Annotated in this window: 14 protein-coding genes; 2 read left to right on the top strand and 12 right to left on the bottom strand. The window is 67.9% G+C overall.

What is annotated here, in order from left to right; translation table 11 throughout:
- Positions 1-100 precede the first annotated feature (100 nt).
- The gene (locus L3V18_RS01240; protein ID WP_237052803.1) at positions 101-1,015 is read left to right on the top strand and encodes a mechanosensitive ion channel family protein; all 915 of its coding nucleotides are present in this window, start codon (positions 101-103) and stop codon (positions 1,013-1,015) included.
- 75 nt (positions 1,016-1,090) lie between these two features.
- Here the strand turns inward: L3V18_RS01240 and orn are convergent, their stop codons facing one another.
- Complete coding sequence (gene orn, locus L3V18_RS01245) at positions 1,091-1,675, bottom strand: oligoribonuclease (protein WP_237053669.1); 585 nt, start codon at positions 1,673-1,675, stop codon at positions 1,091-1,093.
- Positions 1,676-1,718: 43 nt separating this feature from the next.
- Between orn and L3V18_RS01250 the strand changes: the two genes are divergently transcribed.
- Complete coding sequence (locus L3V18_RS01250; RefSeq protein WP_237052804.1) at positions 1,719-2,231, top strand: DUF2721 domain-containing protein; 513 nt, start codon at positions 1,719-1,721, stop codon at positions 2,229-2,231.
- 28 nt (positions 2,232-2,259) lie between these two features.
- Here L3V18_RS01250 and L3V18_RS01255 read toward each other — a convergent pair whose 3' ends face one another.
- The 11 genes from L3V18_RS01255 to trbE form a co-directional block, all read right to left on the bottom strand.
- A complete protein-coding gene (locus L3V18_RS01255) occupies positions 2,260-3,324 on the bottom strand; it encodes a lipid A deacylase LpxR family protein (protein WP_237052805.1) in 1,065 nt (354 codons plus the stop codon).
- A 79-nt stretch (positions 3,325-3,403) separates the two neighbouring features.
- Entirely contained in the window at positions 3,404-3,886 is a 483-nt protein-coding gene (tadA, locus tag L3V18_RS01260; RefSeq protein ID WP_237052806.1) for a tRNA adenosine(34) deaminase TadA, read from the bottom strand.
- Positions 3,883-4,890 carry an alpha/beta fold hydrolase gene (locus L3V18_RS01265; RefSeq protein ID WP_237052807.1) on the bottom strand — a complete coding sequence of 336 codons (1,008 nt, stop codon included), beginning with the start codon at positions 4,888-4,890 and terminating at the stop codon, positions 3,883-3,885. The genes tadA and L3V18_RS01265 overlap by 4 nt, the downstream gene beginning before the upstream one ends.
- 243 nt (positions 4,891-5,133) lie before the next feature.
- Positions 5,134-5,376, bottom strand: a complete 243-nt coding sequence (locus tag L3V18_RS01270; RefSeq protein WP_237052808.1) for a DUF2274 domain-containing protein — start codon at positions 5,374-5,376, stop codon at positions 5,134-5,136.
- A complete protein-coding gene (locus L3V18_RS01275) occupies positions 5,373-6,656 on the bottom strand; it encodes a TraB/TrbI/VirB10 family type IV secretion system protein (protein ID WP_237052809.1) in 1,284 nt (427 codons plus the stop codon). Before L3V18_RS01275 ends, L3V18_RS01270 begins: the two co-directional genes overlap by 4 nt.
- 2 nt (positions 6,657-6,658) lie before the next feature.
- On the bottom strand, positions 6,659-7,648 hold the full coding sequence (gene trbG / locus L3V18_RS01280; protein WP_237052810.1) for a P-type conjugative transfer protein TrbG: 990 nt from the start codon (positions 7,646-7,648) through the stop codon (positions 6,659-6,661).
- Entirely contained in the window at positions 7,645-8,349 is a 705-nt protein-coding gene (gene trbF, locus L3V18_RS01285; protein WP_237052811.1) for a conjugal transfer protein TrbF, read from the bottom strand. Before trbF ends, trbG begins: the two co-directional genes overlap by 4 nt.
- 12 nt (positions 8,350-8,361) lie before the next feature.
- On the bottom strand, positions 8,362-9,735 hold the full coding sequence (gene trbL, locus L3V18_RS01290; RefSeq protein ID WP_237052812.1) for a P-type conjugative transfer protein TrbL: 1,374 nt from the start codon (positions 9,733-9,735) through the stop codon (positions 8,362-8,364).
- Positions 9,732-10,025, bottom strand: coding sequence for an EexN family lipoprotein (locus tag L3V18_RS01295; RefSeq protein ID WP_237052813.1), 294 nt, complete (start codon positions 10,023-10,025; stop codon positions 9,732-9,734). The genes trbL and L3V18_RS01295 overlap by 4 nt, the downstream gene beginning before the upstream one ends.
- Positions 10,026-10,036: 11 nt before the next feature.
- Complete coding sequence (gene trbJ / locus L3V18_RS01300; protein WP_237052814.1) at positions 10,037-10,765, bottom strand: P-type conjugative transfer protein TrbJ; 729 nt, start codon at positions 10,763-10,765, stop codon at positions 10,037-10,039.
- Positions 10,762-13,212 carry a conjugal transfer protein TrbE gene (gene trbE, locus L3V18_RS01305; RefSeq protein ID WP_237052815.1) on the bottom strand — a complete coding sequence of 817 codons (2,451 nt, stop codon included), beginning with the start codon at positions 13,210-13,212 and terminating at the stop codon, positions 10,762-10,764. The genes trbJ and trbE overlap by 4 nt, the downstream gene beginning before the upstream one ends.

Below are 13,212 nucleotides of genomic sequence, written 5' to 3' on the forward strand. Positions count from 1 at the left end.
ATCGCGGGGCGTCGCATTTGCGGTCGTCGTCCCGGACCGCAGCGCCCCTGCGCAACGGCACCGGCAAGGCACGCGCCCGTACAAAAATAAGGAGCGATCCATGCAGATCGGAGCAATCGAACTCGGTTCGGAATGGCTGGAGTTTGCGATCAACCTCGGCGTCCGCCTCGCCATCGGCCTGGTGGTGTTCTATATCGGTCTGCGCGTGGCGCGCTGGCTGGCGGGAGCTTCCGAGCGCGGCCTGAGCCGCGCCTCGGTCGACCCGATCGCGGTCCGGTTCCTGCGCAAGGTCGTCTACGTCGGCCTGCTGGTCGTGCTGATCCTCGGCCTGCTGCAGGGCGTGTTCGGCGTCGCGCCGACCTCGATGATCGCCGTCCTCGGCGCCGCCGGTCTGGCGATCGGCATGGCGCTGAAGGATTCGTTGTCGAACGTCGCCTCCGGCGTGATGCTGGTGTCGCTGAAGCCGTTCCGGGTCGGCGATATCGTCACCATCGCCGGCGAGACCGGCATGGTCGAGGACGTCAGCATCTTCCAGACCAAGCTGCGCGGTGCCGACAACCAGCTGGTCGTGCTGCCCAACAGCCTGATCACCAGCGATTCGATCATCAACCTCACCCCCGACGTGCGACGCCGGATCGAGCTGGTGATCGGCATCGGCTACACCGACGACATCGACATCGCCCGCAAGGTCGCGCTGGACATCATGGCGGCCGACGAGCGCATATTGGCAGAGCCGGCACCCGACGTGCTGGTCTACGAACTGGCCGACAACAGCGTCAATCTCGGCATCCGCTGCCACGTGGCCAATGCCGACTGGTTCGTCACCAAGTGCGAGCTGACCGAGCGGATCAAGAAGGGCTTCGATGCTTCCGGTGTCAGCATTCCGTTCCCGCAGCGCGACGTGCACATGTATCACCACGTCGCCGGCGGCCCGGGTGGCCCCGCGGCGCTGCCGCCGCAGGTCAGGGACAGCCTCGACAGCCCGGATCACCAGCCATCGGCCGACCCGGAATAGGCCGAACCAGAACGCAGGTGGCGGCACACGCTTCCCGTGTGCGGCTGCGACCGGCGGTGTCCGGCGCGAACCGGCTCAGGCTTCGGTCGCCCCGCCCAACCGTCCCATGAAGGCCCGGTAGTGGCGCAGCTCGGCGATCGAATCGTGCACGTCGCTGAGCGCGGTATGGCGCGACTGCTTGCTGACCCCGGCCAGCACCTCGGGCGCCCAGCGTCGGGCCAGCTCCTTGATGGTGCTGACGTCGAGATTGCGGTAATGGAAATGCCGTTCGACCTGCGGCATCAGCCGGTGCAGGAAACGTCGGTCCTGACAGATCGAGTTGCCGCACATCGGCGAGGCGCCGGGGCTGCTCCACTCGCGCAGGAACGCAACCGTCCGCGCTTCGGCCTCCGCCATGTCGACGGTGCTGGCCAGCACCCGCTCCCACAATCCGGAGCTGCCGTGCTGGCGGCGGTTCCACTCGTCCATCCCCTGCAGGCGCTCGAGCGGGTGACGAATCGCCAACTCGGGCCCCTCGGCGAGCACTTCGAGGCGGGCGTCGGTCACCACGGTGGCGATTTCGAGGATGGAGTCGTTGTCCGTGTCCAGTCCGGTCATCTCCAGGTCGATCCAGACCAGCCGTTCGCCCTTCCCTGCCGCCGCACCCGGTATCGTCGCCATGCCGCTCCCCGTCTCCCGCTCGCCGTCGTCTTCGTGTCGGGGCATGATAGCGGCAACCCACCCCCAGCGGATCGCCATGTTGAAGGACGCCGCCACGCATTACGCCATCCTGACCGCAATGCTCGCGCCTGCGTTCTTCCTGACCGCGACCGCTTCGCTGCTGATGTCGGCGAACAACCGCCTGGCCCGGGTGATCGACCGCGCCCGCCAGTTGCTGGTCGAGCTGGAGACGGTGAGCAACGACGACGAGCGCGCGCGGATCGAGCAGCTGATCCTGATGCAGCGGCGACGCAGCCGGATCACCCTGCACGGCAGCCAGCTGCTGTATCTGGCGATCAGCTGCTTCGTCGGGACCAGCCTGACCGTCGCCGCCGACGCGTTCCTCGGTTATCGCTTCGTGTCGGCACCGACGATCCTCGCCGCGCTCGGGGTGACGATGATGCTCGCCGCGAGCATTCTGCTCGCTTATGAGTCGTCGCTGGCGGTGCGCGTCGTCAACGACGAGATGGATCACGGCCACAAGCGCGCCAACGAACGACGCCTGGCCGGCCGCTGAGCGAACCGGCCTCTCGTCCTCCGCGCGCTCAGAACGCACGACTGACGGTGAAGCTGCCGAACACCGGCGTCTCGGCCTGCTCCTCGAATTCGCGGGTGCTGTGGTAGCGCGCCAGCGCGAACTTCCAGCGGTGGTACATCAGCGCGACGCCGTAGCCGGCATAGGCGACCAGCGGACGCCGGTCGACGCGGTGGCTGTCGCGGAACAGGTTGCCGTCGAGGGTGATGTCGTGCAGCACCCAACGCGCATCCATGCTCAGGAAGAGGTGAAAACCGCCGGGATACTGGCTCTGCGGCTCGCGCGTCGGCGCGGTGTTCTCGCCTGCCGGTCGCAGCGGCGTGCTGCCGAAGTCGTCGGGCAGATTGCGGCCGAAGCGGAACTCGCCGCCGACGTTCGCGTAGGTCGCCAGGTTGCCGAGGCTGCCGCCGTAATGGCCGATCGCGTCCCAGCTCCAGCCCGGATCGCCGTCGTGATTGGCGGAGACGCGGTGCATCCGCTCGTGGATCAGCCGCACCACCGGCTCGTTCTCCAACTGGTTGTCCCAGCCCCTGAACTTTTCGCTGCCGGTGATGCCGTGGACCGCATCCTGCACCTGCTCGCCGAGCGCGGCCGGACCGACGATGCCGGCCTGCAGCTGGGTCGTGCGCAGCCGGTCGCCCTCGCGGGCGTTGTAGCCGAGCCCGACCAGCAACGCCGCGGCGTATGGGCGGTCGTCCTCGATCAGCTCGCTGCGGCTGAAGTCGGTCGGGGTGAAGATGCCCTGGGCGAAGGTCGCGATCATGTTCTGCTGCTCGAAGCGCGCCGGCTGCAGCGCCTCGAGGTGGCGGTTGACCCAATGCGCGAGCGGCGGCAGGCAGGGATCGCCGGTGTAGTCGCGCAGGTTCGGCGAGACCAGGGTCAACTGCACGCCGTTGCTGTAGCCCTGGTCCTGGCCGCCGAACAGGTCGTTGTCGACGCGGAAGTTCACGATCGGCGGCAGACGCGTGCTTCCGTGCCTGCAGCCCTCGCGCCCCTGCGCAGCGGCATCGCCGGCTGCAACGAGCATCGAGATCGAGGCGATGGCCAACAGCCACAGCGGATGGAGTCGGATCATTGGCGGGAGATGGGGGTTGGAAGCGGTGGTGAAAGGTGGCCGCGCGGCGTCGGAGCGGCATGCGGGTGCAGGATGGAACTCAGGCCGGCTTGCCGCTCCGCTTGGCGCGAAAATACGCGGTCAGCCGCGCGCCGGCTTCCTCGCCGAGCACGCCACCGTGCACTTCCACCCGATGGTTGTGGCGCGGATCGGCCAGCAGGTCGAACACGCTGCCGGCCGCACCGGTCTTGGGATCGCGGGCGCCGTAGACGACGCGCCGGATGCGTGCATGGATCATCGCCATCGCGCACATCGCACACGGTTCCAGGGTCACGTACAGCGTGCTGCCGAGCAGGCGATGGTTGCCCAACCGCATCCCGGCCTGGCGCATCGCGACGATCTCCGCGTGCGCGGTCGGGTCGTGTTCGGTGATGTTGCGGTTCCAGCCTTCCCCCAGCACCTGGCCATCGGCCGAAACCAGCACCGCGCCGACCGGGATCTCGTCGTCCTCGCGCTCCGCCCGCGCCGCCAGCACCAGCGCGTGTCGCATCCAGCGAACGTCGGCGGATTCGTCGGGCGTCATGGGTCCCCTGCGTCCAGGGCTTGCAGCAGCGCTGCATGGAACGTGTCCGGCGCTTCCACCTGCGGAGAATGGCCCAGGGCCGGGAACTCGATCAGCTCGGCATCCGGGATCGCGTCCGCGGCCTGCCGGCCCAGTCTCGGATACCGGCCCAGTGCGGATGCGACGTCCTGCGGTGCACGGTTGGCGCCGGGAGCGGTCCGGTCCTTGCCGCCGATCACCAGCACCGTCGGCACCCGCAGCGCCGGGAACTCGTGCACCACCGGCTGGTTGTACAACATGTCGGTCGTCTGGGCCTGATTCCACGCCACCACATCGCCGCCGGGACCGGCGTACATGCCGGCCAGCATGCCGACCCAGCGGTCGTACTCCGGCTTCCAGGCGCCGTTGTAGTAGTAGCGGCTCTGGTAGGCCTTGATCGACTCGAAGCTCGTGCGCTTCTCGTTCTCGTACAGCGTGTCGATCGTCGCGTACGGCACGCCTTTCGCCTGCCAGTCCTCCAGGCCGATCGGATTCACCAGTACGAGGCGCTCGACCGCACCGGGATGGGCCAGCGCGAAGCGCGTCGCCAGCATGCCGCCCATCGAGTGGCCGATCACGACCGCCTCGTCGACGTCGGCCGCGGCAAGCAGCGCCCGGGTGTTGTGCGCGAGCTGGTTGAAGCTGAACTGGTATCCGCGCGGCTTGCTGGATTTGCAGAAGCCGATCTGGTCCGGTGCGATCACCCGGAACCCCGCGTTGGCGAGGACCGTGATGGTGGCCTCCCAGGTCGCCGCGCAGAAGTTCTTGCCATGCAGCAGCACGACGGTGCGGCCGTTCGCCGGTACCGTCGGCGCCACGTCCATGTAGGCCATCTCCAGCGCCTGCCCCTGCGACCGGAACGCGAACGGCCGCACCTCGTGCGGATACTCGAACCCCTCCAGCCGGGATCCGTATTCCTCCGCACCCGCGGCGGGACCGATGGCGAGCGACAGCGATACCGAAAGTGACAGTGCGATGCGCTTCATACCAGGCTCCGGTCAGCGGCGCCGCCTCACTCCCACTCCATCATCAACAGGCCACCCAAACCCGCGTGGTTAAAGGGATTGGCTGTGATCGACATGAGGCCTTACCGTCGCTTTTACCGTCCTCCGACAAGAGCTTTGTCTGGCGCGGAAGATGGAGGGATTTGAGGGGCGACGACTCTGGCAACACCATCGTCAATCGCCTCTAGGATAGCGCAGGCAAGCGCAGCGGTCTTCCTGCACTCGTCACTTCGTCGCAGGCTTCGGAGCAGCGTACCCTCCCCTCTTGAAACCGCGATCCCCGGCCATGAACGCCTCCAGCATGTGCGGGATCAGCGTCGTCGCATCGACTGCCTCGCCGTAGGCCTGCGCGTGCAGCGCGGCGTAGCGGTCGAGGTCGACCTTGAGGCTGGCCGGGCATGCGAAGGTCAGCTTGACGCTCTCGGTCTTGGGCAGCGGCCCCAGCCGCAGCTTCTTGGTCGTACTCATCGTGAAGTCCCCCGGTTGAAGAACAGCGGCTGGTACGGCCGCAGCACCAGGTCGCGGTTGACGATGATGCGCACCGGCAGGCCCGGTCGCTCGGTCAGCGTGGGCTGGATGTTGAGGTTGCGCCGCGTCATCTCTTGCCCGACCTGGTTCACGCTGTCCTGCAGGCTGTCGCGCCCGGCGATGATGACGCGATCGTCGTCCTGTCGGTTCTCCGGTGCCGCCAGTTCGGCACCGACGCCCAGCAGCGTCGTCAGCACCGCGCCGGCGAAGATGCGATCCCAATGCCAATTGACGCCATCCTCCAGACCGGCGTAGCCGGCCGGGTCGGTGCCGGCTAGGTTGTCGAGCGTCAGCGAGGATGTGTCGGGCAAGACGATCCGATTCCAGACGACTTGAACGCGACTCTGCCCGTAGCTGACCTGGCTGTTATAGCGGCCGAGGATGCGCGAACCCTGCGGGATCAGCAGATAGCGGCCGGTTGCGGTGTCGTACACCGGCTCCGTCACCGTGCCAATCACGTCGCCCGGCAGATCGGACTTGATGCCCGTCACCAGCGCTGCCGCGATCACCGTCCCGGCCATCACCTGATACGGCGACGTCGGCATTTGCAGGTTACCGGAACTACGGGTTTCCGTGATTCCGGCTTTCTGGAACGCCTCTTTCTGGTCTTGCCGGTTCTGCACGGCGGTCGGGTCGGCGGGCTGCGCCGCCGTCGAGGCCGGCCCGGCGGCCTGTAGGTCGAAGCCCGCGAGGCCAGATGCCGAGGCGGCGGCGGCAACCTGCGCGGGCGTGGCGGCGGCGCGCGGGTTGCCCGAGCGGAAGAACACCGACGAACCCGCCGCCGCTTCAGCCTCCTTGCGCAGTGCGTCGCGCTCGGCCGCCGCCGCGTCCTGGCCGGGCGGTGAGTAGCTGGCCACCGCCGGCGGTTGCGACTTCACGATGGCCGGCCCCAGGTCACCCGGCAGCGGCGGTCCCAGTTCTGGCACCTGTGGCGGTAGCTTCGAGTAGTCGGTCGGAAGGCGGTCCAGCCCTTCCGAGCGCGATACGCGGTCGACGTTGTAAAGCTCGGCCGGGTCGCTGTCGTTGCGTCGCGGTTTCGGTTGCAACGACCACATGGTGGCGGCCATGACCGTGACGGCCAGGCCGCCGGCGAGAATGGCGAGCGTGCGCCGATTGAGGCGCGTCACCGAGCGCGGCTGCGCCCGCAGCGCCACGTTCTCCGGTGCGACCTTTGGCGCGGCATCGGGAATGGGCACGTCCGGGGTTTCGTCCTGGCTCATGGTCAGTTCCCCCGCGTGCCGTCCGTGCGCTCGATGCGAACCACGTCGCCCTTGTCGCCGCCCAGGCGCAGTTCGGCTGCGCCGAACAGCCGATCCACGATGTAGTACGGCGAGCGGAAACGGTAGTTCACCAGTTGCCCGTCGCCCTGCGCGCCGATCACGAACAGCGGCGGCAGTTCGCCTTGGGCGATACCCGGCGGGAACTGGATATAGACCTTCTCGCCATCGTCGAAGGCACGCAGCGGCTTCCACGGCGGATTGCTGCCGCTGACCGCGTAGCGAAAGCGGATCTTCTCCAGCGACAAGCCGGTATCGACTGGAGCCGCCGCCTGTGCGGCCTGCGCCTGACGCTGCAAGGCCAGCATCCGGTCCTTCGGATAATCCCAGGATACCGACGCCATCCACGCCTTGTCGGTCGAGGTCAGCTCGATCAGGTAGGTGCGCCGGCTGGTGGTGATGACCAGGTTCGTCTTGAGGCCCGAGCGGATGGGTTTCACCAGCACGTTCACACGCAGCTCGTTGCCGGCGCCGCTGGAGGTGTCGCCGACGATCCAGCGCACTGTGTCGCCGGCGGCGACCGTCACCAGCTCCTCGCCGGGCTGGAGCGAAATCACGGTGACGCGCCCCGGCGCGGCATAGACCTGATACAGCGCGCCATCGCTGAAGGGCCAGACCTGAATCGCATTGACGTAGCCCTCGCGCGTGGGGGCGATGCGCGCCTCGGCGTTGGCGCGCGACACGCGCACGGTTTCGTCGGCGGGTTCCGGCGGGGGCTTAGCGTCGTCTGCCTCCGGCATCGGCTTCAGTTGCGCCGGCATCGGCAACACCTTCGGCACCGCCACCACTTCGACCGGCTTGGGCGGTTCGGGTAGCGGCTGGGCCTGAACTGGCTCATCGAGCGAAATGCGCGGTGGCGGCTTGCCCTGCGAGGCGCAGCCCGACAGGGCCACGAGCGCCAGCACGAAAGCGTAAAGGCGGAAAGACTGGTTCATGGCTTGGCTCCTTCGGACGCATCCAGCTCGCGGCTCCAGGACAGGCCGTTGACATAGATGCCGAGCGGGTTCTTGCGCAGCCGTTGCTCGGTGCGCGGGGTTTGCAGGACGATGGACACCACGGCGTTCCAGCGTTCGGTGCCGGCGGGCGCGCCGTTGACGAATCGCTGTTCCGTCCAGCGCACGTTGAACGACGACTCGCTGGCGCGAACGACGCTGGTGATCTGCACCGTCACCGACTGCTTGCCGACGCGCGCGAATGGGTCGTTGGTGCGTGCGTACTCGTTGAGCACGGTCGCGCCGCGGTCGGTGGTGTACTCGTAGGCGTCGAGCCAGTTCTGCCGCACCACGATGGGGTCGATGGACAGCGAGCGAACCAGCGAGACGAAGTGCGCCAGGTGGAAAGCGATCTGCGCATCGGCCGGCCGGTACGGCGTGGCGGCTTCGCCGACTGCACGCACCTGGCCGGTCTTGTCCACTTCCACCACGTAGGGTGTGACGATGGACTGCGCCGAGCGCCAGACCAGGCCGCCGGCCATCAGCAAGGCCAGCACCAGGCAGCCGAAAGCCATCAGCCGCCAGTTCTTCGCCTGCACGCGGGCCGAGCCGATGCGCTCATCCCACGCTTGCGCGGCGGCTTGATACGGGGTGGCAGGCTGCGGCGTGTCGGCGTAGCGCACCTGCGGTCGCTTGAATCGCATGGCTCGTTCTCCTCAAGAATCGGAATCACGCAGGCTCGGGCCGCTGCTCGAACTGCCCGCGTCGCCGCCGCGCAGCGTGTGCGCGGCGGTGGTCGCTGCGTGGGTGAGCTGCTGGCGACGATGCAGACGCTTGGCCCAGGCGGGCTGCTGTTGCTGCTGCGGGTGGGCGGTATTGGCCATGGCTTCGCCGCCTTGTGCGGCAGCGCCGCCGCCACCGCTGGACGCCGGCCCCGCGCTGTCCGAGCGGAAGGCTGCCGCTGCGCGTTCCTTAAGCGAGCGCGCCCCGGCGGCGGCCTTCTGGCCGACCATCTGCGCGCCGCTCTTGGCGACGTTGCCCAGGCCGGCCATTGCACCCTTTGAGCCGCCGCCGGCAGCCGCAGAACCGGCCTGGAACACCGAGCGCACACTGCCAGCGGTCGAGGCGGCGGCACGTGCGCCGCTGGCGGCCATCTTCGCAGCGGCTGGCGCCATGCGCGCCCCGGCCGCCACCGCGCCGCCAACGCCGGTAGCCGCGGCACCGACCGCGACGGCGGTTCCCGCTGCGCCCAGTGCTGCCCCGGCCATCGCACCGGCGCCGAGTTGCGGCCCGCCGGAAATCAACCCCGTGGCGATGCCCGGCCCGAAGATGCCGAGCGCCAGCAAGGCAAGCGAGGCCAGCATCACGACCAGCGCGTGGTCGATGGAGGGCTCGTCCGGCGTCACCTGAAACTCGGCAAACAGCCCCGTGCCGATGCCGACGATGACGGCCAGCACCAGCACCTTGACCCCGGACGACACGACGTTGCCGAGTACCTTTTCGGCGAGGAACGCGGTCTTGTTCCACAGCGCGAACGGCACCAGCACGAAGCCGGCCAGCGTGGTCAGCTTGAACTCGATCAGCGTGATGAAGAGCTGCACCGCCAGCACGAAGAAACAGACGATGACCACCAGCCAGGCGAGGAACATCACGACGATGGGCGTCATGTTGATGAACACTTCCGGGAAGCCGGCCATCTCGCTGATCTGGTCGAGGATGGGCATGCCGGCATCGATGCCGGTCTTGGCGAGGCGTCCCGGCTGCAGGAACGTCTCCATGCTCAGCGAGCCGGTCGCGCTCAGGCCCAGGCCCGCGAACGAGCGGAACACGATGCTGGCCAGCCAGTTGAAGTTGCCGATGATGTAGGCGAAGGCGCCAACGTAGAGCACCTTGCGGATGAGCTTCGCCATCACGTCATCGCCCTGGCCGGTCGCATGGCCGAGCGCCCAATAGAGACCGGCCAAGGTCATGTCGATCGCCACCAGCGTCGCGGTCAGGAACGCGACTTCGCCGCGAAGCAGGCCGAAGCCGGAGTCGATGTAGGTGGAGAACGTGTTGAGGAAGCGGTCGATGATGGCGACGTCGTTCATGGCCGGCCCTCCACTGCGGCGATGGGTTCGTCGAAGCTGGCCGGAATCGGCGGCAGGTCGGCGAGCGTCTGGTATTCGTCCGGGCCAACCTGCCCGGAGAGAAAGCGGCGCAGGTCGGCTTGCGCGACCCGCGCGCAGAACGCGCCGTCATGCTCGCCACGGCGGCATTGCTCCCGCAGCAAGTTCAACAACACCGGGTCGGCGGCCAGCGCATCGACCGACAGCGCCTGCGACCGGCCGCAGCCGGCCAGCAGGCACGCGAAGGCGAACAGGACAGGCGCGCGTTGCATGGCCGTGCCCGTCAGTTGCCGTAGAAGGTCACGGGCTGCGGCGTGTACGCCGTGCCGGTGCCGAGGAAGCGCCGCGTCACTTCGCGGCCACGTTCGACGGCGGCGGCCTGCCGTGCCAGTTCCAGCGCCGTCGCACGGCCCTGCGTGAGCTGGAGCTGCTGCGTCTGGATGGATTGCTTCGCCTGCAGGGCCAGAAGCTGGTTGGTCGCCTGCATGGCTTGCAACGCGCCGGTCGCGGACTGGCTCTGGCTCACCAGGTCGGCCAGCATGCTCTCGTCGTCGGACAGGTTCTGCGACACCTGCGCCTGCATCTGCATCGCGGTCTGCAAGCCGTTGAGCGTGTTCTGCCAACGCTGGCGCGCATCCTGGTACATCTGGTCGCCGCTGACGGTGGCGGCGTACTGCTCCGGGTACAGACGCGCGAACTCGGTGTTCATGCTCTGCACCTCGAACGCCAGCCCTTGCGCTTGCGCGATCAGCCGTTCGGTGGTGGCGAGCGTGGAGCGAAGCCGGTTGACCACGTTGAACGGCAGGCTGGCAAGATTGCGCGCCTGGTTCGTCAACATCTGTGCTTCGTTCTGGAGCTGCTGAATCTGGTTGTTGATTTGCTCCAGCGTGCGAACCGCGGTCAGCGTGTTCTGCACGAGATTGGTCGGATCGACGACGACCCATTGCGCCTGCGCAACGGGCATGACGCCAATTGACGCAGCAACGGCGAGGGTGAGAAGGCGAATCTTCATGGCGAAATCTCCTGGGGTTGGGGAGCGAGGAAGGACGCGGCGGATGGCGCGGCCGGCAGCAGGTCGGCCGCCCAATCGAGGCCGCGATGACGCAGCCAGGCGCCGGTAAAACCCGGCGCTCCGGCGTCGCGCAGCACGCCGTCGATGGCGCGCTGGTCTTGGGGCGTCGAGGCACCCGCGAACGCGAGCGCGACCGGCCCCAGGTCGAGCTCGAACAGGCGATTGCCTGCGCGGGATTGGTAGTAGTAGTCGCGCTTGGGCTGCGCGGTGGCGACGATCTCGATTTGCCGGCTGTTGAGGCCGAAGCCTTCGTAGATCGTGCGAATCTGCGGCTCGGTGGCCTGCGGGTTCGGCAAGAAGATGCGGCTGGCGCAGCTCTCGATGATCGCGGGCGCGATGCTGGAATCCTTGATGTCCGCCAGCGACTGCGTGGCGAAGATGACGCTGACGTTCTTCTTGCGTAGCGTCTTGAGCCACTGGCGGATGCGCGCAGCGAACACCGGGTCGTCGAGGAACAGCCAGGATTCGTCGAGAATCAGCAGCGTCGGCGCGCCGTCGAAACGCTCTTCGAAGCGCGCGAACAGGTAGCCCAGCACGGCCAGCACCGCGGCCTTGCTGTGCATCAGCTCCTCCATCTCGAAGCACTGCACGTCGGCGCCGCCAAGGCGGTCGTGATCGGCGTCGAGCAGCTTGCCGTGAGCACCGCCGAGCACATAAGGCGCGAGCGCCTGCCGCAGCGTGTTCGATTGCAGCAGTACCGACAGGCCCGTGAGCGTGCGCTGTTCGACCGGCGCGCCGGCCAGACTGCCGAGTGCCGACCAGATGGCCGCCTTCTCGTCGGGGCCGACAGCGACGCCTTCGTGCGTCAGGCGGCCTTCGACCCATTCGGCCGCCCAGGTGCGGTAGCCCTCCTGGTCGATGCGCGCGAGCGGCTGGAACGCGATCGCGCCATCGGCGCCAAGGTCGTAATACTCGCCGCCCAGGCCCAGCGCCGTCGCCCGCATGGAGCGGCCCATGTCGAAGGCGAAGATGCGCGAGCCGGGATAGCGACGGAACTGCATCGCCAGCGTGGCGAGCAGAACGGACTTGCCCATGCCGGTCGGGCCGACAACGAGCGTATGGCCCACGTCGCCGACGTGCGTCACCAGCCGGAATGGCGTCGCGCCTTCGGTGCGAGTGACGATCAGCGGCGGGCCGTCGAGGTGGTCGTTCTTCTCCGGCCCGGCCCATACCGCCGACACCGGCATCAGGTGCGCCAAGTTGAGCGTCGAGACGATGGGCTGGCGCACGTTGGCGTAGGCGTTGCCCGGCACCGACGACAGCCATGCCTCCACGGAGTTGAGGGTTTCGGGGATGGTTACGAAACCCCGGCCCTGAATCGCGCGTTCCACCCTGCGCAGCTTCTCGTCGGCCACGTCGGCGTCGGCATCGAGCACCGTCACGGTCGCGGTGACGTAGCCGAAGGCCACTTGGTCGCTGCCCAGCTCCTGCAGGGCGGCGTCCGCATCGGCGGCCTTGTTGCTGGCGTCGGTATCGACCAGCGGGCTTTCCTGCTGGAAGATCGTCTCGCGCAGCAGGGCCAGGACGTTCTTGCGCTTGGCGAACCATTGCCGGCGCAGGCGGCCCAGCTCCTTCTCGGCCTCGGCCTTGTCCATGCACAGGAAGCGCGTGCTCCAGCGATAAGCGAAGCCGAGCCGGTTGAGGTCATCCAGAATCCCCGGCCAAGTCGAGGTCGGGAAGCCGCGTACCGTCACCACGCGCAGGTGCGCATTGCCCAGCATGGGTGCCAGCCCGCCAATCAGCGGCACGTCGGCCAGCAGCGCGTCGAGGTGGAACGGCACGGCCGGTACGCCGACGCGGTAGTGCCGCGTCGAGACGGTCGCATGCAGGTAGGTCAGCGTTTCGGCGTCGTCGAGCCAGCCGATTTCCGGCATCACGCCATCGAGCAAGTCGAAGATGCGCCCGGTTTCCGCGACGAACGCGGTCAGGCGTTCGCGCCAATCCACGCCGGCAGTCGGCGTGTTCTCGTAGAGCAGCTCGGCCGCGCGGGCGCGGGATTCCTCCGGTGGCAGGTATTGCAGCGTGAGGTGATAGCCGCTCTCGAAGTGGTTGCCCGATTCTTCGAAGGTCGCGCGGCGCTCCTCGTCCACCAGCCAGGACAGCGGTTCGGGGAAGTCCGAGTGCGGATAGTCCGCCGCCGGGCGGCGCTCGGCCTCGACGAACAGCGCCCAGCCGGCACCGAGCCGGCGCAGCGCATTATTCAAGCGCGCCGTCGTGGCGATCAACTCGCCTTGCGTCGCGCTGTCCAGGTCGGGACCACGGAACCGCGCCGTGCGCTGGAACGAACCATCCTTGTTGAGCACGACGCCGGGTGCGACCAGGCCGGCCCACGGCAGCCAGTCGGCGAGCAAGGCCGGGCGCTGGCGGTATTCGGCGAGATTCAGCAT

The organism is Marilutibacter chinensis (assembly GCF_021725675.1).
Classification (GTDB): domain Bacteria; phylum Pseudomonadota; class Gammaproteobacteria; order Xanthomonadales; family Xanthomonadaceae; genus Marilutibacter; species Marilutibacter chinensis.

Bases quoted from the DNA above. Each gene is read 5' to 3' on its own strand.
- L3V18_RS01295 (WP_237052813.1), bottom strand. From the start codon at position 10,025: ATGCAACGCGCGCCTGTCCTGTTCGCCTTCGCGTGCCTGCTGGCCGGC.
- trbF (WP_237052811.1), bottom strand. From the start codon at position 8,349: ATGCGATTCAAGCGACCGCAGGTGCGCTACGCCGACACGCCGCAGCCT.
- orn (WP_237053669.1), bottom strand. From the start codon at position 1,675: ATGGCGACGATACCGGGTGCGGCGGCAGGGAAGGGCGAACGGCTGGTC.
- L3V18_RS01270 (WP_237052808.1), bottom strand. From the start codon at position 5,376: ATGAGTACGACCAAGAAGCTGCGGCTGGGGCCGCTGCCCAAGACCGAG.
- L3V18_RS01265 (WP_237052807.1), bottom strand. From the start codon at position 4,890: ATGAAGCGCATCGCACTGTCACTTTCGGTATCGCTGTCGCTCGCCATC.
- trbG (WP_237052810.1), bottom strand. From the start codon at position 7,648: ATGAACCAGTCTTTCCGCCTTTACGCTTTCGTGCTGGCGCTCGTGGCC.
- trbL (WP_237052812.1), bottom strand. From the start codon at position 9,735: ATGAACGACGTCGCCATCATCGACCGCTTCCTCAACACGTTCTCCACC.
- L3V18_RS01240 (WP_237052803.1), top strand. From the start codon at position 101: ATGCAGATCGGAGCAATCGAACTCGGTTCGGAATGGCTGGAGTTTGCG.
- tadA (WP_237052806.1), bottom strand. From the start codon at position 3,886: ATGACGCCCGACGAATCCGCCGACGTTCGCTGGATGCGACACGCGCTG.
- L3V18_RS01255 (WP_237052805.1), bottom strand. From the start codon at position 3,324: ATGATCCGACTCCATCCGCTGTGGCTGTTGGCCATCGCCTCGATCTCG.
- L3V18_RS01250 (WP_237052804.1), top strand. From the start codon at position 1,719: ATGATAGCGGCAACCCACCCCCAGCGGATCGCCATGTTGAAGGACGCC.
- trbJ (WP_237052814.1), bottom strand. From the start codon at position 10,765: ATGAAGATTCGCCTTCTCACCCTCGCCGTTGCTGCGTCAATTGGCGTC.
- trbE (WP_237052815.1), bottom strand. From the start codon at position 13,212: ATGCTGAATCTCGCCGAATACCGCCAGCGCCCGGCCTTGCTCGCCGAC.
- L3V18_RS01275 (WP_237052809.1), bottom strand. From the start codon at position 6,656: ATGAGCCAGGACGAAACCCCGGACGTGCCCATTCCCGATGCCGCGCCA.